The sequence below is a fragment of the Saccharopolyspora sp. 7B genome (assembly GCF_020177435.1).
Lineage (GTDB): Bacteria > Actinomycetota > Actinomycetes > Mycobacteriales > Pseudonocardiaceae > Saccharopolyspora_C > Saccharopolyspora_C gregorii.
In genome coordinates this window covers 19,987-41,528 of the sequence record NZ_JAIUKC010000081.1, presented here as the reverse complement: position 1 = coordinate 41,528, position 21,542 = coordinate 19,987, and the positions used below count along the sequence as shown (strand labels likewise).

Sequence of the window (21,542 nt, the reverse complement as noted above, 5' to 3'; positions counted from 1 at the left end):
CCGATGTCCCGTTCGTCCGGATGCCGCGTTCCGGTGCGTCGTTCACCTGTGGCGGAAGCTGAAATCGGTGAGCTGGCGCACAGTCCGTTGCGCGTGCCGTGGCGGCATGGTTTCTCCTGCCACCGGGGAGATCGAGAACCGGCGTCCGCGCGGGCGTCGGCGGAGGAGGGGCGATGTACGACGCGATCATCATCGGAGCAGGGTCCGCGGGGGCGGCGGTGGCCGCGAGGCTCGCCGAGGACGACGGACGGCGCGTGCTGCTCCTCGAAGCGGGCCCCGACTACCGCTCCGCCGACACGCCACCCGAGATCCGCGGCGTCGAACCCGGCAAGATCAAGCTGGTGGAGCAGCTGGCGGCCACCCACACGTTCCCCGAGCTGCGCGCGTCCCGGTCCGCCGCGCAAGGGCCCGCGCGCTACGTGCGGGGCCGGGGCGTCGGTGGCAGCTCCGCGGTCAACGGGCTGTTCGCGATCCGGCCGACCGTCGAGGACCTCGACGGCTGGGCCGCGCAGGGGTGCGCCGGCTGGGGATACCAGGACGTGCTGCCGCTGCTGAACCGGCTGGAGGACGACCACGACTTCGCCGACCGGCCCTACCACGGCTCCGGCGGCCCCATCCCGGTGCGCCGGCCGCGGCGGGAGGACTTCGCCACCGTCGAAGCCGCCCTGGACCGGATCGCGGAGCGGCGCGGCCACCCGTGGGCGCCGGACCACAACGCACCCGGCTCGACCGGGGTGTCGCCGTACGCGTTCAACGCGATCGGCGACCGGCGCGTGTCCACCAACGACGGCTACCTCGAACCGAACCGGGACCGGGCCGAGCTGCACGTCATCGGCGGCGCGCTCGTCGACCGCATCCGGTTCGCCGGGAACCGCGCCATCGGGGTGCGGGCGATCATCGGTGGTGAGCCGGTGGAGTACCGCGCCGCCGAGACCGTGCTCGCCGCCGGTGCCGTGCACACCCCGGCGATCCTGCAGCGCTCCGGCATCGGGCCCGCCGCGGAGCTGCGCGAGCTCGGCATCCGGCCGGTCGCCGACCTGCCGGTGGGAGACGGGTTGCAGGACCACCCGGCGATCCTGCTGGCGCTCGCGCTGCACGAACCACCGGACTACGGCGGCCTGCCCGAACGCGGGCAGCTGTGCCTGCGGTTCACCACCGGCGTCGGCGACGAGATCAACGACGGGATGCTCGCGGCGCCCGGCGCGCTCGGCATCGGCGTCCCCGTCGCGGGCGTCCTCGGCTGGAACAACCGGGTGCACTCGACCGGGCGGGTCCGCATCGCCGGCACCGACCCGGCCGCGGACCCGGACGTGGCGTTCGATCTGCTCTCCGATGAGCGGGACCTGCGGCGGCTGCGCGTGGTGGTGGACGAGCTGCGTGCCTTCGCGGCGCACCCGGAACTGCGGAAGATCAGCGCGGCGATGGGGCTCGGTGCGGGCATGGTCGATCCCGCGACCGACATGGACGACCGGGAGTTCGCCGATTTCGCGCTGGCCAACGTCTCCGACACCGCGCACGCCGCGGGCACCTGCCGGATGGGCGACCCGGACCGGCCGGACACCGTCGTCGACCCGCACGGGCGGGTGCTCGGCGTCGACGGCCTGCGGGTCGCCGATGCGAGCGTGTTCCCGTGGCTGCCGCGCGCCAACCCGCACCTGACCGCCGTCCTCGTCGGCGAGAAGATCGCCGAATCCTTGCGGACCGAAGGCGGCGCCGCATGAGCTCGGCGGTGAGCGGCGGTCGCCGGTCGATCGCGGCCCTCAGGCGGGGACGGTCACTCCGGTGAGGCGTTCGGCCTCAGCCCACAGGCGTGCCGCGAGGGCCGCGTCCCGCCCCGATCGTGGAAGTGCGACCTGCTTGGCCGGGCCGACCAAGCCCCATCGCGGGCCGTAGTAGCCGCCTGCGGTGGCGGCGCGACTCGTCGCCGCGAACAACAGGGGTTCCGCGCCCTGTGCAGGGCCCTGCGAGGGCACGATCTTGTACAGGATCGATTCCAGCAGGCCGGGCCTGCCGCCGTTGAGGGTGGGCCCGGAGGTCGTCAGGTTGGTGCGGGTGTAGCCGGGGTGCGCGCCGGTCGACAGCAAGGACCAACCGCGCCTGGCTGCGAGCTCGGCCAGGTGCACCATCAGCAGCATGTCGGCCAGCTTGGACTGCGCGTAGGCGCGGGTCGGGCTGTAAGCGCGGGTGGACTGCAGATCGGCGAAGTCGATGCGCGCCCGGTTGGCGGTGCCGCTGCTCATCGTGACCACCCGTGGTGCGGGGGCTGCGAGCAGCGCGGGCAGCAGCCGGTTGGTGAGGGCGAACGGCCCGAGGAAGTTGCTGCCCAGCTGAAGTTCGAAGCCATCGGCGGTCACGGTGCGCTGGGGCACGTTCATCACTCCGGCGTTGTTGAGCAGCAGGTCCAGCGGCCTTCCTGCTGCCACGAGGCTTTCCGCGAAGTCCTGCACCGAGGACAGGTCCGCCAGGTCGAGGCGGCGGACCTGCACGCGGGCGCCGGGGTGTGCGGCGCGGATCTCGGTCTTCGCCTGTTCGCCTTTGGCCGGGGTGCGCACCGCGAGGATGACCTCTGCTCCGGCACCTGCGAGGCGCGCGGCGGCCTCCTCGCCCGTGCCGCTGTTGGCGCCGGTCACCACGGCGAGCTTCCCCTGCTGGTCAGGAACTTGGTACATCCCGAACTCCTTCGCGCGCCGCTGGTCTTTCGTCGACCTCAGCATAAAGGACCGGTGGTCTCTTATCAACGTACCGGCGGTATGTAACATGTGCGCGTGAGCTTCCAGCGCGCCCGCACCGATGAACAGCGAACCCAGCGGCGGCGGCAGATCCTCGACACCGCGGCCGCGATGCTCGCGGAGATGCCGGTCGCCAGGCTGAGCCTGAACGAGCTGAGCCGCCGGGTCGGCCTGGCCAAGGCGAACGTGCTGCGGTACTTCGAATCGCGCGAGGCGGTCCTGCTCGATCTGCTCGACGTGGAGATCGCGGACTGGATCGCCGAACTGGAGCAGGTGCCGCACCGCGACCAGGGCACGCCGCGAGAGCGCGGGGACCACCTGGCCGACCTCTGGGCCACCTCGATGGCGAAGCGCCCGGTGCTGTGCGACCTGTTCAGCGCGCAGGGTGCGGTGCTGGAGCAGAACATCTCCACCGACGTCGGCATCCGGCACAAGCGCAGGGCCCAGCAGTCGCTCCGCGCACTGGTCGGGCTCGTCCGGCGGCACCTCCCCGAATTGACCGACGCCGATGCCGGGGCGCTGGCCGAGACCGCTCTGCTGACGGCCATGACCGCATGGCAGTGCAGCCGCCCGTCCCCGGAGATGGTGGCCGTCTACGACTCGGATCCCTCGCTGGCCGCGATGCGCCTGGACTTCACCGACCTGGTCCGCCGCACCACGGCGGTGACCGCTTCCGGCCTCCTCGCGCGCCGGTAGGGGCATTCCGGCGGCCGCTCGACGACCTCACGTTCGTGCCCGCTTTCGCGCTGGTCCGCCGCATGGACGTGCTCGCGTGGAACCGGCTGTCGCCATTCCCCGCTCAGAGGCAGATCAGCCGCGGAGGACGTTCGGGGTCAGCTCGGCGGGGGAGGCGTGGCCGGTGAGGCCCAGGGTGAGGTCCAGCTCGGCGACGACGTCGGCGACCGCGTCCGGGGCTCCCGCCGCCCCCGCCAGCGCCAGCCCGTGCACGTAGGGGCGGCCGACGCAGACCGCGTCCGCGCCCAGCGCGAGCGCCTTGACCACGTCGCCGCCGGAGCGGATCCCGCTGTCGAACAGCACGGTCAGCTCCGCGCCGACGACCGGAGCGATCTCCGCCAGCGCGTCCAGCGCGGCCACCGATCCGTCGACCTGGCGCCCGCCGTGGTTCGACACGACGACGCCGTCCACCCCGGCGTCCACCGCCCGGCGGGCGTCGTCCGGGTGCAGCACGCCCTTGAGCACGATCGGCAGCTTCGTGCGCTCCCGCAGCGAGGCCAGGTCGGCCCAGGTCAACGACGGCCGCGAGTAGGTGTCCAGGAAGGTGCGCACCGCCTCCCGCGGCTCCGGGGAGCGCAGGTTCCGCAGCAGCGGACCGGGGAACCGGCGGCTCATCGACAGCAGCGCCCGCACCGCGGCGAACGTGATCCGCACGTCCTCGCCGCCGGAGCCGCGCGCCACCCGTTCCCGCACCATCTCCCGGAAGCGCGGATCCGAGGTGTACTGCGCGATGCCCTCGCCGCGCGCGAACGGCAGCGAACCCAGGTCCAGGTCCCGCGGGCGCCAGCCCAGCATGGTCGTGTCGAGCGTGACCACCACGGCCTCCGCGCCGCTGCGCTCGGCGCGGGCGAGCAGGCTGTCCACGAGTTCCTCGTCGGTGCTCCAGTACAGCTGGAACCAGCGCGGCGCGTCGCCCATCGTGGCCGCGCAGTCCTCCATCGGCACGCAGGCCTGGTTGGAGAACACGTACGGCAACCCGAGCTCGGCGGCGGCCCGCGCCACGGCCAGGTCCGCTTCGGGGTGGACGAGTTCGACGGCGCCCACGGGCGCGAACAGCACCGGGGCCGGGATGCGGCGGCCGAACAGCTCGACGCCCAGGTCCCGCCGGGACACGTCGCGCAGCGTCCGCGGCACGATCGACCGGCGGTCGAACGCCGCTCGGTTGGCCCGCATCGTCGCCTCTGCGCCCGCACCGCCCGCCACGTACGCCCAGGCGCGCGGCGAGCAGGCGCGTCGCGCGCGCCGCTCCAGCTCCCGGTGGTCGGTGGGCACCCGCGGCCTGCGGCCCGACACGCCCGCACCGTAGATCGCGGACTGGCGGTCGCGGCCGAACCCGGCCTGCGCGGTCTCTTCGGACACGGTGGTTCCTCCCCGAGGTCGCCGGTGGGCCCGATCATCGCCGTCCGGCCGGGCCCGGGTCCACAGCGGATCAGTCGAGCTGCTCCCGGTAGCCGGAGTTGATGATCTCGGTGAGGCGTTCCAGCTGGGCGGCCAGGTGCAGCCGCTCCTCGGGGGTGAACGCGGCGTAGCCGCGGGCCTGCTCGCGGCGGCGCTGCTCGCGCAGGCGGTGCAAGGCCGTGGTGCCGCGCTCGGTCAGGCTGATCAGCACGCGGCGCTCGTCCTCGGGGCTGCGCCGCCGCGCCACCAGCCGCTTGCCCTCCAGCTGGTTCAGCATCCGGGTCGCGGTGGGCAGGGTGACGCCCGCCGCCGCGGCCAGGTCGCTCACCGGGAGTTCGGCGCCGGTCGCCAGCGGCAGCACCAGGGCCAGCTGGGCCAGCGACAGCCCTTCGACGCCCGCCGCGTGCGCGGCCCTGGCCCGGCGCATCGCGAGGAACAGCGCGTCGGCGGCCTGCGCCAGCTCGTCGACCCCGGGATCGTTGAGGCCCGGTTCGTCGGGGCCGGGTTCGTCGGGGCTGGAGTCCGGTTCCTGGGCGGGTCCGCTCATGGGTGCTAGCGTAGCCGTTGGTTAGCAAGCTAAGTAATAGGAGGCGGTCATGTCCACGGCACAACGCATCGACGTCCACCACCACGTCGTGCCGCCCGTCTACCGGGAAGCCCTGCAGCGCGTCGGCTCCGACGCGGCGGGCGGCAGGCACCTGCCGGACTGGAGCCCGCAGGCCTCGCTGGACCTGATGGACCGCAACGGGATCAGCACCGCGATCCTGTCCGTCACCACCCCCGGCGTCGAACCGTGGCCCGGGCAGGAAGGGCGCGACCTGGCGCGCGCCCTCAACGAGCACTGCGCCGAGCTCGTCCGCGACCACCCCGGCCGGTTCGGGTTCTGGGCGACGCTCACGCTGCCCGACGTGGACGGGGCGCTGGCCGAAGCCGAGCACGCGCTCGACGAACTGGGCGCCGACGGGGTCGTGCTGCTGGCCAACAGCGGCGGCACCTACCTCGGGGACGAGGCGTTCGAACCGCTGCTGGCCGAACTCGGCAGGCGCGGCGCCGTCGTGTTCGTGCACCCCTCGGCGCTGCCGGCCGATCCGGTGCCCGGAATCCCGCCGTTCGCCGCGGACTTCCTGCTCGACACCACCCGCGCCGCGGCGAAGCTCGCCGCGAGCGGCACGCTGCACCGCCACCCCGATCTGAAGGTCATCCTGTCGCACGCGGGCGGCTTCCTGCCCTACGCGGTGGAGCGCATCGCGGCCTGCCTGGAGATGGCCGGGGGCGAGCGGAGCACCGCGGACCTGATCGCCGACCTGCGCCGCTGCTACTTCGACACCGCGCTGTCCGCCTCGCCGTACGCGCTGCCCGGGCTGACCGCGTTCGCCGACCCCGAGCGCATCCTGTTCGGCAGCGATTTCCCCTACGCGCTCGCCGACATCGCCACGGTCATGACCGAACGACTCGACGCGTCACCGGTGATCGACCACGCCGCCGTGGACCGCGGGAACGCCGCCCGCCTGCTCCCGCAGCACGCCTGACCCCCGCGGGGGAGCGGCCCGTTCGACCGGTCACAGTGGGCGGACGGGCCGCTCACCTGGTCGGAGCGGGCGGGAATCGAGGAGGACGCATGGATCTCGGGTTGAGCGGGCGAGTCGCGGTGGTGCCGGGCGCGACCTCCGGGCTGGGCGCGGCCGTCGTGCGCGGGCTCGCGGGCGAGGGCGCGCACGTCGCGTTCGGCGGGCGGCGGGCCGAGCTCGCCGCGGAACTGGCGGCGGAGCTCCCGTCGGCGGTCGGCGTCGGCGTGGACCTGCTCGACCCGGACGGGCCGCGCAGCCTCGTCGACGCCGCCACCGGGGCGTTCGGGCCGGTCGACGTGCTGGTGCTCAACGGCGGCGGTCCCGCCCCCGGCACCGCCGCCGAGATGACCGCCGAGGACGCCGAGCAGGCCGTGCACCGGTTGCTCACCCCGCACGTCCGGCTGGTCGAGCAGGTCCTGCCGGGTATGCGGGAGCGCGGCTGGGGCCGGATCGTCGCCATCGGCTCCAGCGGCGTGCAGCAGCCCATCAACGGGCTCGCCGCCTCCAACGTGGGCCGTGCCGCCCTCGCCGGATACCTGAAGACGCTGGCGACCGAGGTCGCCGCCGACGGCGTCACCGTCAACCTGGTGCTGCCCGGCCGGATCGAGACCGAGCGGCTGACCTCGATCAACGAGGCGATGGCCGCGCACCGCGGGGTCGCCCCGGACGCGGTCCGCGACGCCTCCCGCGCCGACATCCCGGCAGGCCGGTTCGGCACGCCCGAGGAGTACGCGGCCGCCGTGGTGTTCCTCGCGAGCGCCCCGGCCTCCTACATCACCGGTGCGCAGCTGCGCTGCGACGGCGGCCTGATCCGCGCCCACTAGTCGCGCGGGCGTGGTGGCGCAGCGCGCCGAGCGGGTCCGCGTAGAGCACGTCCAGCGACACCGCGGCCGCCGCCTGCTGCTGGATGCCGTCCCCGGCGGCGGTGAGCCGCAGGTCGCGCGGCACCGCGGAGTGCTCCGCCACCGCGCCCGCCACGTCGCGCAGCGCCGCCCGGTGCTCGGTGAACGCCTGGCCGCCGAGCACGATCCGATCGGGGTTGACCACGTCCGCGATGTGCCCGAGGGCGCGACCCAGCACCCGGGCGCGTTCCCGCAGCAGGGACGTCGCGAGCGGGTCCCTGCCCGCGGCCAGCTCGGCGAGAGCGGCGGTGCTGCGCACCTCCAGCCCGTGCGCGCCTGCCGCCGCGACCAGCGCCGTGTCGCTCACCGCGTCGGAGAGCCTGCCGGTGCCGCGCGGGTCCAGCAGCTCGGTCGGACCGGACGGCAGGTGGCCGAGCCCGCCGGGGCCGGTGCTGGGGTTGTGCACGGCTCCGCCGATGGTCAGCGCCACCCCGATCATCTCGCGGGCGTAGCAGTACAGCGTGCTGCCGTGCGGGTCGTCAGCCGGGCCGAACGACAGCTCGGCCGCGGCCATCGATTCCACGTGCGGCGCCACCGAGACCGGCAGGCCCAGCTGCTCGCCGATCAGCTCGCCGACCGGGGCGGCCCGCCAGCCCAGCAGCGGGTGGTCGACGCGGCCCAGGTCGTCGACCCGGCCGCCGAGGGCGACCCCGGCCCACAGCGGGGTCCGGCCGGGCCAGCGCGCGAGGAACCGGTGCACCCGCGAGCCGATCGCGCGCAGCACCTCGCCGGCGTCCCCGCCGCCGGTGTGCGCCCGGATCCCGCCGAGCACCCGCCCGTGCAGGTCGTGCGCGGTGATCGTGGTGGTGCGGAATCCGATGTGGACTCCCGCGGTGAGGTGCGGTTCGCGGCGCAGCTCGAACGGCAGGCGCGGCCGCCCGACCGCTCCGGCCGGGGCGAGGTCGGTGCGCTCCCGCAGCAACCCGGCTTCGATCAGCGCGGCGACGTGCCGGTTCACCGTGGGCGCGCTGAGCCCGGTGCGGGTGGCGGCGACGTCGCGGAACACCGGCCCCTCGCGCCGCGCGACCCGCAGCACCGCGGCCGCGGGCGCGTCCACGATCCGCAGCCCGGGGGCGATGACGGTCGGACCGGTGTCGCGGGCAGGGGGGAGCGCGTGCAGTGCTGCGGGCATGGGGTCCTCGGGAACGGGAGGACGGCACCCGGGCGAACGGCCCGGTGGCGCCGTGCGGTCGGCGGATTCGTCAGCGGAGCGGCGACGAACCGCGACACAGCACCCGCACCAGCGGCAGGCGGCAGGCGAGCGCGACGGTCACGTAGGTGACCTCAGGCGGAGCGGTCGGGTTGCCGGGCACGGGCGAAAACTACCGCACCGGCACGACTCCGTTCCGGCAGGTGAGAACCGCGGCAGGGGCGAACGGCCCATCCGCCCAGCGTGGCGGGGCCGGTGGGCCGTTCACCTGGTGGGATCAGAAGTAGCCGTTGACGGGGAGCGGGGTGGCGTTGACGGTCACGTCGCCGACCACGGCCGCCTTGTAGGCGGTCGGGTTGTGCAGCGTGAGGGTGCGGATGTTGCGCCAGTGCCGGTCCAGGTTCCGCGAGCGGCTCGCCGCCGACGCGCCGCCGACCTCGAACAGGTCGGTCGCCGCGCGCAGCGCGATGGCGTCCACGTGCACCTTCACCTTGGACGCGGCCAGCGAGGCCGCCGCGAACAGCGCCGGGTCGGGCGAGCCGAGCCGTTCGCTGCGGTAGGCGGCGTCGATCTCGTCGGCGGCGGCGAGCACCGCGGCCTCGGCGACGTAGGCGGCGCTGCTGATCCGGCCGACCTCGGCGTGCAGGATCGGGTCGTCGGCGGGCGAGGCGGTCGGCGCGTGCTGGAACGAGCGGGAACGGCCGCGGATCAGCGCGGCGGCGTCGGTGGCCACGCTGCGCAGGACGCCCGCGATGATCGCCTGCAGGTACAGCTGCAGCTGCGCCACATCGCTCGTCGGCCGCGGCGAACCGTCGGTGACCCGCACGTCGATCACCTCGTGCTCCTCGATGCGCACGTCGTCGAAGACGGTGGTGCCGGTGCCGGTGCGGGTCTGCCCGATGCCGTCCCAGTCGTCCAGGACGGTCACCCCCTCGCGGCCCACCGGGACCAGCACGGCCGCGACCGAGTTCTCGTCGAGCTGCGCGGACACCCCTATGTGGTCGGCGAACAGGGTGCCGGTGGAGTAGAACTTCTCGCCGTTGAGCCGGAATCCGTCCCCGGTGCGGGTGAGCCCGGTGGCGAAGGAGAACGCCCCGGCCGCCTGCCCGCCGCGTTCGCTGTTGGCGTTGCCGAACAGCTTCCCGGCGCGGACCTCGTCGAGCCAGTGCTGCCTGCGCGGGCCGGGAGGCAGCGCGCGCAGCAGCTCGTTGACCTGCCAGAAGTGCGCTCGCAGCGCGTGCGCCACGTTCGGATCGGCCTCGGCCAGGTCGATCACCACCGACAGCAGCTGCCGCACCGAGGCACCGGGGCCGCCTTCGGACGCGGGCAGGGTGATCGCGCCGAGGCGCGCCCGGCGGATCCAGTCGATCTGCTCGTGCGCGTTGCGGTCCTTGGCCGCGCGCTCCTCGGCCCCGGCGGCGATCTCGGCGATCAGCGCGGCGAGTTCGGGGGAACCCGGCAGCACCGGGTCCGCGGGCGCGGCGATCGTGGTTTCGGCGGTCACTTCGGCTCCTCACCGTTCGAAGGGTCTGCCGCGCTGCGGCGGGGAATGCGGTGCGTGCGGGCGGTCAGGAGAACGCGCCCCGGTAGGCGGCGGCCGGGTGGTGCTCGTCGAGCAGGTCGGCACCGGTGATCTTGCGGCGGGTGGTGCCGGGGGCGTACTCCCGTTGCGCCAGCCCGCGGTCCCGCAGCACCGGCGTGACGTGCTCGATGAACTCCAGGTAGCTGCCGGGGATCGTGTAGTTCATGACGTTGATGCCGTCGACCCCGGCGGCCCGCCACTCGTCGAGCCGGTCGGCGATCTGCTCGGGGGTGCCGACGACGCGGCTGTTCCGGGTGCGCAGCCGCGCGAGGTCGCGGACCGTCGGCTCCCGGTCCGGCACGGCCTCCCGCAACCACAGCAGGTGGCTGCGGGACCCCTCCGACTCGATGTCGCCGATCGGGGTGTCCAGGTCGTAGTGCCCGAGGTCCACGCCGATGCCGCCCGCCGCGTGCGCGATGATCGCGTCGTCGTCGAGGTACTCGTCCAGCTCGTCGGCGCGCAGCCGCGCCTCGGCCTCGGTGCTGCCGATGACGAACGACAGGCCCTGGAAGAACCGCAGGTAACCCGGCCGGCGGCCGGCTTCGGCCACGAGCCGCCGGGTGTCGTCCACCAGCGCCTTCGCATCCGCCGGGCTGGGCGACTGGATGAACTGGGCCTCCGCGTTGCGGGCCGCGAACCGGCGGCCGGTGGGGGACGAGCCCGCCTGGAACAGCAGCGGGGTGCGCTGCGGCGACGGCGCCACCAGGTGCGGTCCTTCGACGCGGTACCGGGCACCCTCGTGGTGGATCTTGTGAATCCGGCTGAAGTCGCCGTGCACCCCGGACGCCTTGTCCTGCGGCAGCGCCCCGTCGTCCCAGGAGCCCTCCCACAGCTTGTACACCACGTCCACGTACTCGTCGGCCCACGCGTACCGCTCCTCGTGCGGGGTGATGTCGGCGTAGCCGAAGTTGCGCCACGCGTTCGGCGACAGGCTGGTGACGATGTTCCAGGCGATCCGGCCGCGCGAGGCGTGATCCAGCGTGGAGATCTTGCGGGCGAAGTTGAACGGGTGCTCCTGCAACACCGAACTGGTGATCGCGATCCCCAGCTCCGAGGTGGCGTGCGCGATCGCCGAGGCGATCACCGACGGGTCGTTGCTGGGGATCTGCAACCCGGACTCCACGTACTTCTCCCACGACGAGCGGTGGTCGCCGTACAGACCCACCACGTCGGCGAAGAAGATGAAGTCGAACTTCCCCCGCTCCAGCTCCCGCGCGAGCGACACCCACAGGTCCAGGTCGTTGAAGTCGGTCTGCCGCGCCTCGGGCAACCGCCACGCGCCGTGGGTGATGTGCGAGGTCGTGTTCATGACGAACGCGGAGAACTGCAAGGGGCGGGGCATCGGATTCCCTCCTCGGCGCGGCGGGGCGGCTCCCGCCGACGCTAGAGCCGGGCCCCCCCCGCGCCGAGGTTTCGCATCTACCTGATCGCAACCCTTGGCGCGGCCGCGAACACCGCCCCTCCGCGCCTCGCGGGATCGGGCTCGCGCGGCGGATCTCGTCGTTCCCCCGTCAGCGGCGAACCCGCGGCGGGAGCCGGGCAACGGCGCCCGTCAGGGCGCGGCGATGCCGCGGAGGGAGGCGAAGTCGGCCAGCGGGGCCGGTTTGCCGAAGTAGAAGCCCTGGCCGTGGTCGCAGCCGATGCGCCGCAGGATGTCCAGCTGCTCCGCGGTCTCCACGCCCTCGGCGACCACGGTGAGCCCCACCGCGTGCGCCATCGCCACGATGCTGGTGACGATCGCCTGCACGTCGTCGGAATCGCTGAGCTCGGCCACGAACGACCGGTCGATCTTGAGCGTGTCCAGCGGCAGCCGCCGCAGCTGCGCCAGCGAGGAGTAGCCGGTGCCGAAGTCGTCGATCGCCAGGAACACGCCCAGCTTCCGCATCCCGCGCAGCATCCGCACCGCCGAGGTCGCGTCCAGCATCAGCGCGTTCTCGGTGACCTCCAGGCACAGCGAGCCCGCGGGCAGCCCGGCGTCGCCGAGCGCGGCCCGCACCGTGTCGTGCAGCCGCGGGTCGCCGAGCTGGCGGGGGGAGAGGTTCGCGTTGATCTGCAGTTCCGCGCCGTGCTCCCGCCGCAGCTCGGCGAACTCGCGGGTCGCGGTGCGGAGCATGAACCCGCCGACCTCGTTGATCAGGTCGCTCTCCTCGGCGAGCGGGATGAACTCGGCGGGGGAGACGGCACCGTGCTCCGGGTGGGTCCAGCGCAGCAGAGCTTCGGCGCCGACGATGCGCTCGGACGCCAGCTCCACCACCGGCTGGTAGGCCACCCACAGCTGGCCGCGCGGCACGGCGTGGCGCAGCTCCTGCTCCAGCAGCATGTGCCGCTGCACGCGTTCCCGGAGCTCCACGTCGAAGAACGCGTACCGGCCGCGGCCCTGCGCTTTCGCCCGGTACATCGCCACGTCCGCGTCGCGCAGCAGGTCCTGGGCGGAGCGGGTGTCGCCGGGCCGGGACACGACGATGCCGACGCTGGCGTCCACGTGCAGCCGGATGCCGTCCACGTGTGTCGGTTCGGTGAGGGTGCGCAGCAGTTCGTCCGCGCGGGCGCGCAGGTCGTCGTGGTCCGGCGAGTCCTGGGTGGCGACCACGAACTCGTCGCCGCCGAGCCTGCCGACGAGCTCCCGGTCGCTGGTGGCGCGCACCAGCCGCTGCCCGATGTTGCGCAGCACCTCGTCGCCGACGCCGTGCCCCAGCGAATCGTTGACGATCTTGAAGTTGTCCAGGTCGACGAACAGCACCGCCAGCGGCTCGGTGCGGTCCGGCGAGTTCACCGCCGAGTCCAGGTGGCGCAGCACCAGCGTGCGGTTGGCGAGCCCGGTCAGCGGGTCGTGGGTGGCCTCGTGCTCCAGCCGTTCGCGGGCGGCGAGGCTCTCGGTGATGTCGCTGAACGACACCAGCACCCGGTGCGGCGGCCGATCGTCGGGGTTCAGCGCGCGGGAGGACATCGCGAGCCACACGCTCTCGCCGTCGTCCCGCTGCACCCGCATCACCTGCGAGTTCACCGGTTTCCCCGTGCGCAGCGTGACTGTGGACGGCCGGGTGTCGCCGCTGGCGCGGTCGCCGTTCTCGTCGAACATCGGCCACCACTCGGAGTCCATGCCGACCAGTTCGCTCGGCCGGGCGCCGAGGATGCGCTGCGCCGCCGGGTTGGCCGATTCGATGATCCCGGTGGGGGCGACCACCAGCACGCCTTCGTCGAGCGCGTCGATGACGGTGGCGAAGGTCCGCTCGGCGCGGCGGCGGGCCGTCTCGTCGGCGCACACCAGCACGTAGCCGTCGTCCATCTCGGAGACGGTGACCCGCACGATGAGCGCGTTGCCGTCGCCGCGCCGGTGCAGCGCCTCGGTGACCCCGCCGGCGGCGAGCAGTTCCGCCGGGCTCAGCCGGGCGCCGACCAGTTCGTCCACCGGGCGGCCCATGGCCTGGTCCGCCGAGATCCCGTAGACCGCTTCGGCGGCCGGGTTCCAGCTGGTGACCAGCGAGTCCCGGTCGGTGGCGATGATGGCGTTGCTGACGTGCTGCACCAGCGCCGCCTGGTAGCGCAGGCTCGTCTCGGCGGCCTTCTTGTCGGTGATGTCGCGCAGGATGACCTGCAGCGCGGGACGGCCTTCCCAGGTGGTGAGCACCGAGACGACCTCGACGGGGGCGCGGCTGCCGTCGAACCGGTGCAGCGCGGCCTCGGCCGGTTTGGTCCGCGCGCCGGGGAACGTCAAGGTCCGCAGCCGCGCCCGCATCATCGGCACCGAGTCGGCTTCCACGAAATCGGTGATGGCGCGACCGACCACCCGGTCGGTGCTGTCGGTGCCGAGGATGCCCAGCGTCGCCGAGTTCGCGTAGCGGACCACGCCGTCCTGGTGCACGCAGATCGCGTCCGGGCTCAGCTCGACCAGCAGCCGGTACCGGTCGGCGAGGTCGGTGAGGGTCTGCCGGTCCTGGTGCACGCGCGTGACGTCGGCCGCGACGCCGATGAGCCGTTCGGCCTCGCCCTCCTCGCGGTGGCGCCGCGCGTGGAAGTGCACGAAGCGGGTGCCGCCGTCCGAGGCGGGCAGGCGCTGTTCGAGGTCCAGGTCGTGCCATTCGGCGGCGGTGCGGGCGGACAGCGCGATCGGTTCGAGGAGTTCGCGCAGCCGGGCGCGCAGCGAGTCCTCGTCGGCCCCGGGCAGGCCCAGCAGCGCGTCCATGCCGGAGGTCCAGACGAGACCGTCGTCGTCGAGGCGCAGCGACCAGCGGACCGCGCCGCTGGCGGCCAGCGCGAGGTCGAGGAACTCGCGGTCCAGCTCGGAGTTCTTCGAGTGCGAGACCACCGGGTCAACCATCGATCATCCAGGAGACAGATCTTGTGCACGTACTGCGCAACCGCTCCACCGCCGTCCACGCCATGTCGTTCCGCTCTCGAACAGCGAAGCGCCCTCCCCTTCTCCCCGCGAGGCGTAGGCCCCCGACCGGATGCTCGTAGTTTCCCATGTGCGCTGCTCGTGAACCGTCCTGAGTGGCGGGTGCGTCCGAGGAGCCCGCTGATCATAAGCCCGCGCCGGATCGGCGGCGAACACGGCAGGTGATCCGCCGCGGGTTGTCAGTAGTGATCTGTTGGCCCGTTCGCGTGGTCATTCGAGTTCAAAAACACTAATGGTTTTCGAGGACCGCCTTCTCGTTTCACTCTAAAGAGGATCGAGCTGGTAGGTGCGGTGCACCAAGTGACTGCGCGTAGCTCGATCTCCGACTCGGTGATCCGCCTCTCCCGCCGGTACCGCGAGATTCACGACACCGGTCCCGGCGGGCGATTCGCGGCGGCTCCGAACGCGCTTCGCCGCGACTCGTGCGGCGAACGCGGAATCGATTGATCGGAAAGCGAGAAGGAGAAGCAGATGAACCCGCAGCGCTCTGCAATCGAAATCGGCGGCATCGGCGCGGTGACCGGCTACGGCTGGGGTCGCGCCGAGCTCTGGGACGGCCTGGCCGCCTCGAAGCTCGCCGCCACCCTCGTCGACGGGTACGGGCCCGACCAGGACCGCACCGCCTGGGTCGCGCGCGTGCCCGACGGCGGCGACCCCGCGGACGGGCCGAGCCGCTTCGCCAGGGCGATGCGCTCGGCGGCCCGCGAAGCGATCGCGGACGCCGGCGAACGCGGCTGGAAACCCGGCCGCCGGGTCGGCCTGCTGCACGCCGTGGTGCTCGGTGAAGTGGATCTGTGGCGGGAGTTCTACCAGTCCCGCGGCGGCCAGGTCTCGGTTCGCGAATACCTGGCGCTGATGCCCTCCACCCCGATGTCGACGTTCATGAAGGAATTCGGATTCCACGGACCCGCCATGAACGTTTCCGCCATGTGCGCGTCGGGGAACGCCGGGATGCTCACCGCCAAGGCGTGGCTGGACGCCGGGATCGTCGACGACGTGGTCTTCGTGGCCACCGACCTGTCGGCGAGCCCGGAGAACGTGCTGCACTTCGAACGGCTCGGCGTCGTGGTCACCGATACCGATCCGTTCGACGCCTGCCGCCCGTTCCAGGAAGGCAGCCGCGGATTCGTCATGGGCGAGGCCTCGGTCGGCATGGTGCTGTCCCGCGGCCTTCCCGACGCCTACGCGCGGGTGCTCGGCGGCGCCATGTCGCACGACGCGCACCACGTCACCTCGATCGAGCCGAACCTGGCGGAGGTGACCCGCTGCGTGCGGGACGCGCTGGACAACGCCGGGGTGGCGGGCGGCGACATCCGCTACCTCAACGCGCACGGCCCCGGCACCGCGCAATGCGACCGCGCCGAAGCGCGGTTCTGCGCGGAACTGCTGGGCGCGGACACCGAGATCTTCTCGGTGAAGCCGCTCGCCGGGCACTGCCAGGGAGCGGCGTCGGCGGTCGAGGTGGCGGCCACCGCGCTGGGCCACCGGCACGGCCTCGTCCCGGCCGCGCCGCGGCACGCGGCGGGCGATCCGCGGCTGCTGGACGGTCCGACGCCGTTCGACGGCGGGCTCACCCTGAAGTCCTCCATCGGCATGGGCGGGCACAACTCGGCCGTCGTGCTCGCCCCGCCGCGGTGAGCGCGCCCCGGAGGTCGCCCGAGCCCGGCTCGGGGTGATCGGCCGGGCGATCGGAGCGCGGCGGTGCCCGGACCTCCTCCGGGAGGCCGGCCCCCGTCCCGGGTCAGGGCGTCCAGGCCGCCACTTCGGCGAGGAACTCGTCCCGGCGCCGCTCGTCGAGGAACGCCGCGCGGAACGAGTTCGCCGCCAGCTCCCGCAGCTGCTCGGTGCTCAGCCCCAGCTCGCGGCGCACCGCGTCGAAGTTCTCGTCCACGTACCCGCCGAAGTAGGCCGGGTCGTCCGAGTTCACCGTCACCAGCAGCCCCCGCGCCAGCAGCTCGGGCAGCGTGTGCCCGCTGAGCTCCGCGAACGCGCCGAGCCGCACGTTGGACAGCGGGCACACCGTCAGCGGGATCCGCTCCCGGCGCAGCCGTTCCACCAGCTCCGGGTCCTCCAGCGCGCGGATGCCGTGGTCGACGCGCTGCACGCCCAGCAGGTCCAGCGCCTCCCGCACGTACTCCGGCGGCCCCTCCTCACCGGCGTGCGCGACCGCGCGCAGGCCCAGTTCGCGGGCCCGGGCGAACACCTCGGTGAACTTCGACGGCGGGTGCCCCACCTCGGCCGAGTCGAGGCCGACCCCGACGATGCGGTCCAGGAAAGGTTCGGCCAGCCGCAGCGCCTCGGCCGCCGATTCGGCGGACTCGTCGCGCAGGAAGCAGAGGATCAGCGAGGCCGACACGTCGCTGTCCGCCAGCGCCGAGTGCAGCCCGCCGATCACGGTCTCCATCGGCACGCCGCGCTTCAGGTGCGCCTGCGGGTCGAAGAAGATCTCCGCGTGCCGCACGCCCTGCTCGGCGCAGCGGTCCAGGTAGGCGGCGGCCAGGTCGTGGAAGTCGGCCTCGGTCCGCAGCACGGCCATGTTCGCGTAGTAGATGTCCAGGAACGACTGCAGATCGCTGAACCGGTACTTCGCCCGCAGGTCGGCGACCGACTCGTGGGGGAGCTCGATGCCGTTGCGCCGCGCCAGGTCGAAGACCATCTCGGGTTCGAGGGTGCCTTCGATGTGCACGTGCAGTTCGGCCTTGGGCGGGGTGGGCGCGGCGTTCATCCCGCGAGACTAGCGAGGCGCCGGCGCCCGGGACGCCGCTCCGGTGCCCGGAGGAGACGGTGCTCACCGCGCGGGGGGCGCCGCCTTGGCGTGCTGGGCGGCGGCCATCACCTCGCGCAGGGCGGTGTTCAGCGATTCGAGGGTGCTCAGCGGCAGGCCGAGGCGGTCGACGATCTGCTGCGGGATCTTCTCGGCCTCGGCGCGGAGCTCGCGCCCGGCGGGGGTGAGGCCGACGGTGACCGAGCGCTCGTCGCCCGCGTTGCGGCTGCGCGTGAGGTAGCCGACCGCTTCGAGGCGCTTGAGCAGCGGGGACAACGTCGCCGGTTCGGCCTGCACGGTGTGGCTGAGGTCCTTGACGGAGCGCGGTTCGGCCTCCCACAGCGCGAGCATCACCAGGTACTGCGGGTGGGTGAGGTTGAGCGGTTCGAGCAGCGGCCGGTACAGCGCGATGACGCTGCGGGACGCGACCGACAGCGCGAAGCAGACCTGCCGGTCCAGCGCCAGCGGGTCGTCGCCGAGTTCCAGGTCCGGTTCGACGGGGCTCATCGCGTTCCTTCCGATCGGCCTGGGTGCACGTTAACATATAGTGGGCATATGATTAGCGTGTTAAACATCGGGTGGTCGTTCCAGGTGTGGACGGCCGAACGGGAGGCGGTTCGCGGTGACCGAGGCGAAGCGGGTGCGCCCCGACCCGGTGCGCTGGGTCTGGTACGCGTTCGGCGGCAAGCTGCCGTCGCGGCACGACGAGTGGGTGCTGCACGACGTCACCGCTCGCACCTGGCAGCTGCGCCACGCGGTGCGCAGCCTGGTGCAGATCTCCCCGGGGCTGCTGTTCCTGCTGGTCCCCGGCCCGATGTGGATCAAGGCGATGGCGATCCTGGGCGGCGCGATCCTCGCGGTCTGGTACGGCATGGCCTACGCCGAGTTCACCTGCGAGCACCGCGCGTTCAAGCAGGGCTATCCGCTCGGCACCGCGCGCCGGGTCCGCAAGGAGGCCGCCGAGTGGATGAGCGAGCAGCAGCGCGCCCGCTACGCGGCGCTCTACCGGACGCCCGAGCAGGACGGCTCCGGCGAGCAGGCCGGGAGCTGATCGCGCGGGAGCACTTCGGCCGGGTCCCGCGTGCGCGGGAGATCGCCCGGAAACCCGGGGCTCGGCGGGAGATCGTCCGGGAACTCCGGCGCCCCGGCGGAGGAACCGCCATCGCCCACACCCTCGTCGAACGCGCCGCCCCGGATGATTCATGCTGGTGACACCCGTCCCCGCGGCGAAGTGCCCGGAACGCGCCGCCCTGGGACGGTGGGTCGAGACCTGAACGCCGGAACCGGCGCCCCCGCGCAGCGATGCGGGCGGGCCGGGCGGTTCCGACGGTCCGGCGCCGGGATCGGCCGAACGACACGGACTTGAGGAAGGCAGCGCCATGACGACCACACTCGGAACCCTGCTCACCGCGATCGTCACCCCGTTCGACGACGAGCTGAAAGTGGACGAGGACGCGTTCGTCGCGCTGCTGCACCACGTGATCGACAGCGGTTCCGACGGAGTGGTGGTCTGCGGCACCACCGGCGAGGCGGCGACGCTCACCAACGAGGAGCACCTGCGGCTCGTCGAGATCGCCTGCGCCGAACGGCCCGAGGGCGTCACGATCCTCGGCTCGACCGGCTCCAACGACACCGCGCAGGCGTGCGCGATGACGGAGCGGGTGACGGAGCTCGGCGTGGACGGCGTGCTGTCGGTGACGCCGTACTACAACCGGCCGAACCGGCGCGGGCTGGTGCGGCACTACACCGAGATCGCGCAGGCCACCGACAAGCCGGTCGTGCTCTACAACGTCCCGTCCCGCACCGCGATCGACGTGCCGAACGACCTGCTCGCCGAGCTCGCCCAGATCGAGCGCGTCGACTACGTGAAGCAGGCCAACGACGACAACCTGGCGCTGATCGACGGGCTCGGCGTCTACTCGGGCAACAACGAGACCTTCGCGCGCGCCCTCGACATGGGCGGCGTCGGCGGCATCGTGGTGGCCAGCCACGTGGCCGGCCCGCAGATGCGGCGGATGATCGACGAGCCGGAGAACCGGGCCGAGCTGGACGCCGCGCTGAAGGACCTGTTCGCGGCGCTGTCGGTGACGACGAACCCGATCCCGGTGAAGGCGGCGCTGAACCTGCTCGGCCACCGCGTCGGCGGCCCGCGGCTGCCGCTGGTGGAGGCCGACGAGGCCGAGACCGCCGTCGTCCGCAACGCCCTCATCGCAGCCGGCTTCCTCGAATCCTGACCCGCCCCGAAGCGCCCCGGCCGACCCGCTCGCCCGGGGCGCTTCCACGTCCAGCCGTGTCGTCGTCCTTCGCTCGTCAGCGGCGAAGCCGCTGAGCGGCGACCCAGCACGCAGCGCGACCGCCCGCGGGTTCTCAGCTGCCTTCTCGCGAGGACAGCGTTTTCTCCTGTGGCGGAGCCACCGGTGAAAACGATCCCGCAGCGAGAAGACAGCTGAGGTTCCGCCACCTGCCCCGACTCGCAGTCGGATCCGGGGGCATCACTCGGTGATCAGTAGGTCTTCTAGTTCTTGTAGGGCGTTGCGGAGGTGGTCGGCGAACTTGTACATCTCCCCGGACACCGCCAGCGGCGTGCTCAGGTAGATGTTCAACCGGTCGGGCAGCAGCACGTAGGCCACCCCGATGCACTTGCCGCTGGTGGAGCCGAACCCGAAGTGCTGGATGTTCTTCGACGGCGCCGAACTGGTGCTCAGGTAGTCGTCGCGCATGATCGTCCAGCCGGGCGAGTCGTAGAGCGCGAGCGGTGCCGCGTCCGCCTCGCCACCGCGGCGCTGGATCAGCTGCAGCTCCCATAGGTGCTGTTCCGGCGCGTCCCCGGCCTGGCACTGCTTGGCGCGCGCCACGTGTGCTTCGGCCGCGGCCCGGAACGCCGCGGTCTTCGCGGCCGCGTCGGCGTCCGGATCGTCGACGGTGCGCACGAAGTCGACGACCTGCGGGGTGACGACCCGCATCGCCTCGGTGCGCCCGTGCCGCCATTGCCGGGTGGCGATGGATTCGTAGGTGGCGCCGATGCCCTTGGTGCGGTGGTGGGCGAGCTGGTACGCCAGCTGCACGAACGCGTCGGGGGACATGCCGAGCCGCTTGGCCCGTTCCGAGCCGAAGTCCTCGAAGGCGAGGACCTTGTTGGAGGTCCCGGCGGCGAAGGTGGCGAACGCGCCCGCCGCGTCGCGCACCTCGGCGCGCAGCGCGTCGTCGAGGACGAAGTCGAGGCGGGAGAAGTCGGGGACGCCGAGCGCGCGGGCGCCCGCGTTCGCCGCGTGCTGCTCCGGCGTCGAATCCAGCAGCCCGTCGACGAAGGCGAGGATGGTGGTGCCGTCCAGCTCGCAGTGCTCCACGTTGATCCCGGCCCGGCCGTCCTCGAACACCACCAGCGACACAGCCTTGTCGAACCAGCGGTTCCCGCTGTCGCCGTGCAGCAGCTGGTCGCAGGCCTCCTGCACGTCGGTGGGCGCGAAGTCCTCCAGGCACAGGCAGAACAGCGCCGACTCGATGGTCTCCAGCGCGTCGCCGTTGCCCAGTTCGAGCAGCCGCTGCCGGGTGTGCGCCCAGTCGGCACGGGCCTTCGTGGTCAGGTGCCCGACGGCGGTCTCGACCGGGGCGCGCTGGGAACCGGCGTCGCGGATGGCCTCCAGGCCGGTCGCGAGGTCGGCCAGGTCGTGCGGGGTGCCGTCGGCTGCGAGCACGTCGAGCCGGAACGCGTTGCCGCGGAAGAACACCACGACGTGCCGGGCGTCCGACGGGCCGGGGTGCTCGGCCGAGTACGGGGAGCGGACGGTGTCCTGCTGCTCCCCGGGGATGCGGATGGTGGAGAACAGGTACTTGTGCTGCTCCATGGAGGAGGCGGCGCCGCGCTGGACCACCGGCGGCAGTTCCTCGGCGTCCACCGCCCGCTTGTGCGCGACGGCGCCCGCGATGAGCCCGGCGGCGCGTTGCACCTGCGTCAGCTCGGAGTCCTGGAACAGGAAGAAGAAGTTGGCGTTGAGCGCGATCCGGTCCCGCCTGCCGAGGTAGCGCGACGGCCAGAACCGGTCGAGCCAGCTGTGCGTGCCCTCGGCGGCGTCGAAGCGCCGCAGCTCGGCGTGCAGTTCGCGGGCCGGGCTGTCGGGCCGCAGGTACTCGGCGACGGCCTGCTCGGTGCGGGCGGTCTGGTCGGCGTCGAGCAGCGGGGCGCACCACTCCAGGAAGCGGGCGCAGCTGCTCTCCAGGGTGGGCAGCGGCACACGCGGCAGCCGGTCCTCGTTGCCGAAGGTGCGGGTGGACCAGTCGTGGTCGTCGTTCACGGTCATCCTAGTGCGATCGGGCTTTC

General features: G+C 72.9%; 17 protein-coding genes. 7 read left to right on the top strand and 10 right to left on the bottom strand.

The features are described 5' to 3' along the window. The first annotated feature begins 173 nt into the window (after positions 1 to 173). The gene (locus LCD33_RS14130) at positions 174 to 1,721 is read left to right on the top strand and encodes a GMC family oxidoreductase (protein WP_224966965.1); all 1,548 of its coding nucleotides are present in this window, start codon (positions 174 to 176) and stop codon (positions 1,719 to 1,721) included. Between the two features lie 39 nt (positions 1,722 to 1,760). Here the strand turns inward: LCD33_RS14130 and LCD33_RS14125 are convergent, their stop codons facing one another. Beyond that, complete coding sequence (locus LCD33_RS14125; protein ID WP_224966964.1) at positions 1,761 to 2,669, bottom strand: SDR family oxidoreductase; 909 nt, start codon at positions 2,667 to 2,669, stop codon at positions 1,761 to 1,763. Between the two features lie 96 nt (positions 2,670 to 2,765). Between LCD33_RS14125 and LCD33_RS14120 the strand changes: the two genes are divergently transcribed. Next, the gene (locus tag LCD33_RS14120; protein ID WP_224955621.1) at positions 2,766 to 3,425 is read left to right on the top strand and encodes a TetR/AcrR family transcriptional regulator; all 660 of its coding nucleotides are present in this window, start codon (positions 2,766 to 2,768) and stop codon (positions 3,423 to 3,425) included. A 114-nt stretch (positions 3,426 to 3,539) separates the two neighbouring features. Here LCD33_RS14120 and LCD33_RS14115 read toward each other — a convergent pair whose 3' ends face one another. Further along, positions 3,540 to 4,823 carry an alpha-hydroxy-acid oxidizing protein gene (locus tag LCD33_RS14115; RefSeq protein WP_224977932.1) on the bottom strand — a complete coding sequence of 428 codons (1,284 nt, stop codon included), beginning with the start codon at positions 4,821 to 4,823 and terminating at the stop codon, positions 3,540 to 3,542. A 70-nt stretch (positions 4,824 to 4,893) separates the two neighbouring features. Then, on the bottom strand, positions 4,894 to 5,409 hold the full coding sequence (locus LCD33_RS14110) for a MarR family winged helix-turn-helix transcriptional regulator (protein ID WP_304612896.1): 516 nt from the start codon (positions 5,407 to 5,409) through the stop codon (positions 4,894 to 4,896). A 49-nt stretch (positions 5,410 to 5,458) separates the two neighbouring features. Between LCD33_RS14110 and LCD33_RS14105 the strand changes: the two genes are divergently transcribed. Continuing rightward, the gene (locus LCD33_RS14105; protein WP_224966963.1) at positions 5,459 to 6,391 is read left to right on the top strand and encodes an amidohydrolase family protein; all 933 of its coding nucleotides are present in this window, start codon (positions 5,459 to 5,461) and stop codon (positions 6,389 to 6,391) included. Between the two features lie 89 nt (positions 6,392 to 6,480). Continuing rightward, complete coding sequence (locus LCD33_RS14100; RefSeq protein WP_224955624.1) at positions 6,481 to 7,254, top strand: SDR family oxidoreductase; 774 nt, start codon at positions 6,481 to 6,483, stop codon at positions 7,252 to 7,254. Here the strand turns inward: LCD33_RS14100 and LCD33_RS14095 are convergent. The 4 genes from LCD33_RS14095 to LCD33_RS14080 all read right to left on the bottom strand — a co-directional run bounded on the left by LCD33_RS14095 (position 7,205) and on the right by LCD33_RS14080 (position 14,382). Continuing rightward, on the bottom strand, positions 7,205 to 8,464 hold the full coding sequence (locus LCD33_RS14095) for an ROK family transcriptional regulator (RefSeq protein ID WP_224955625.1): 1,260 nt from the start codon (positions 8,462 to 8,464) through the stop codon (positions 7,205 to 7,207). The two genes, LCD33_RS14100 and LCD33_RS14095, sit on opposite strands and share 50 nt — an antisense overlap. A 295-nt stretch (positions 8,465 to 8,759) precedes the next feature. Continuing rightward, complete coding sequence (locus tag LCD33_RS14090; RefSeq protein WP_224955626.1) at positions 8,760 to 9,986, bottom strand: acyl-CoA dehydrogenase family protein; 1,227 nt, start codon at positions 9,984 to 9,986, stop codon at positions 8,760 to 8,762. A 64-nt stretch (positions 9,987 to 10,050) separates the two neighbouring features. After that, a complete protein-coding gene (locus LCD33_RS14085) occupies positions 10,051 to 11,406 on the bottom strand; it encodes an LLM class flavin-dependent oxidoreductase (RefSeq protein WP_224966962.1) in 1,356 nt (451 codons plus the stop codon). A gap of 210 nt (positions 11,407 to 11,616) precedes the next feature. After that, positions 11,617 to 14,382, bottom strand: a complete 2,766-nt coding sequence (locus LCD33_RS14080) for an EAL domain-containing protein (RefSeq protein WP_224965791.1) — start codon at positions 14,380 to 14,382, stop codon at positions 11,617 to 11,619. A gap of 549 nt (positions 14,383 to 14,931) precedes the next feature. On the opposite strand from LCD33_RS14080, the gene LCD33_RS14075 reads away from it, so the two are divergent. Then, a complete protein-coding gene (locus tag LCD33_RS14075) occupies positions 14,932 to 16,098 on the top strand; it encodes a beta-ketoacyl synthase N-terminal-like domain-containing protein (protein WP_224957548.1) in 1,167 nt (388 codons plus the stop codon). A 103-nt stretch (positions 16,099 to 16,201) separates the two neighbouring features. On the opposite strand, the gene LCD33_RS14070 is transcribed toward LCD33_RS14075, so the two are convergent. Beyond that, positions 16,202 to 17,185: an adenosine deaminase gene (locus LCD33_RS14070; protein ID WP_224957550.1), complete on the bottom strand. Its 984-nt coding sequence runs from the start codon at positions 17,183 to 17,185 to the stop codon at positions 16,202 to 16,204. Between the two features lie 63 nt (positions 17,186 to 17,248). After that, positions 17,249 to 17,731: a MarR family winged helix-turn-helix transcriptional regulator gene (locus LCD33_RS14065; protein WP_224957552.1), complete on the bottom strand. Its 483-nt coding sequence runs from the start codon at positions 17,729 to 17,731 to the stop codon at positions 17,249 to 17,251. Between the two features lie 115 nt (positions 17,732 to 17,846). On the opposite strand from LCD33_RS14065, the gene LCD33_RS14060 reads away from it, so the two are divergent. Together LCD33_RS14060 and dapA are read left to right on the top strand one after the other, a co-directional pair. Next, positions 17,847 to 18,275, top strand: a complete 429-nt coding sequence (locus tag LCD33_RS14060; RefSeq protein ID WP_224957553.1) for a DUF5313 family protein — start codon at positions 17,847 to 17,849, stop codon at positions 18,273 to 18,275. A gap of 328 nt (positions 18,276 to 18,603) precedes the next feature. Next, positions 18,604 to 19,458, top strand: a complete 855-nt coding sequence (gene dapA / locus LCD33_RS14055) for a 4-hydroxy-tetrahydrodipicolinate synthase (RefSeq protein WP_224957554.1) — start codon at positions 18,604 to 18,606, stop codon at positions 19,456 to 19,458. Between the two features lie 258 nt (positions 19,459 to 19,716). Here the strand turns inward: dapA and LCD33_RS14050 are convergent, their stop codons facing one another. Next, the gene (locus tag LCD33_RS14050; protein ID WP_224957555.1) at positions 19,717 to 21,522 is read right to left on the bottom strand and encodes a choline/carnitine O-acyltransferase; all 1,806 of its coding nucleotides are present in this window, start codon (positions 21,520 to 21,522) and stop codon (positions 19,717 to 19,719) included. Positions 21,523 to 21,542 lie beyond the last annotated feature (20 nt).

Bases quoted from the DNA above. Each gene is read 5' to 3' on its own strand.
- LCD33_RS14110 (WP_304612896.1), bottom strand. From the start codon at position 5,409: ATGAGCGGACCCGCCCAGGAACCGGACTCCAGCCCCGACGAACCCGGC.
- LCD33_RS14095 (WP_224955625.1), bottom strand. From the start codon at position 8,464: ATGCCCGCAGCACTGCACGCGCTCCCCCCTGCCCGCGACACCGGTCCG.
- LCD33_RS14075 (WP_224957548.1), top strand. From the start codon at position 14,932: ATGAACCCGCAGCGCTCTGCAATCGAAATCGGCGGCATCGGCGCGGTG.
- LCD33_RS14070 (WP_224957550.1), bottom strand. From the start codon at position 17,185: ATGAACGCCGCGCCCACCCCGCCCAAGGCCGAACTGCACGTGCACATC.
- LCD33_RS14100 (WP_224955624.1), top strand. From the start codon at position 6,481: ATGGATCTCGGGTTGAGCGGGCGAGTCGCGGTGGTGCCGGGCGCGACC.
- LCD33_RS14125 (WP_224966964.1), bottom strand. From the start codon at position 2,669: ATGTACCAAGTTCCTGACCAGCAGGGGAAGCTCGCCGTGGTGACCGGC.
- dapA (WP_224957554.1), top strand. From the start codon at position 18,604: ATGACGACCACACTCGGAACCCTGCTCACCGCGATCGTCACCCCGTTC.
- LCD33_RS14130 (WP_224966965.1), top strand. From the start codon at position 174: ATGTACGACGCGATCATCATCGGAGCAGGGTCCGCGGGGGCGGCGGTG.
- LCD33_RS14080 (WP_224965791.1), bottom strand. From the start codon at position 14,382: ATGGTTGACCCGGTGGTCTCGCACTCGAAGAACTCCGAGCTGGACCGC.
- LCD33_RS14085 (WP_224966962.1), bottom strand. From the start codon at position 11,406: ATGCCCCGCCCCTTGCAGTTCTCCGCGTTCGTCATGAACACGACCTCG.
- LCD33_RS14050 (WP_224957555.1), bottom strand. From the start codon at position 21,522: ATGACCGTGAACGACGACCACGACTGGTCCACCCGCACCTTCGGCAAC.
- LCD33_RS14065 (WP_224957552.1), bottom strand. From the start codon at position 17,731: ATGAGCCCCGTCGAACCGGACCTGGAACTCGGCGACGACCCGCTGGCG.
- LCD33_RS14105 (WP_224966963.1), top strand. From the start codon at position 5,459: ATGTCCACGGCACAACGCATCGACGTCCACCACCACGTCGTGCCGCCC.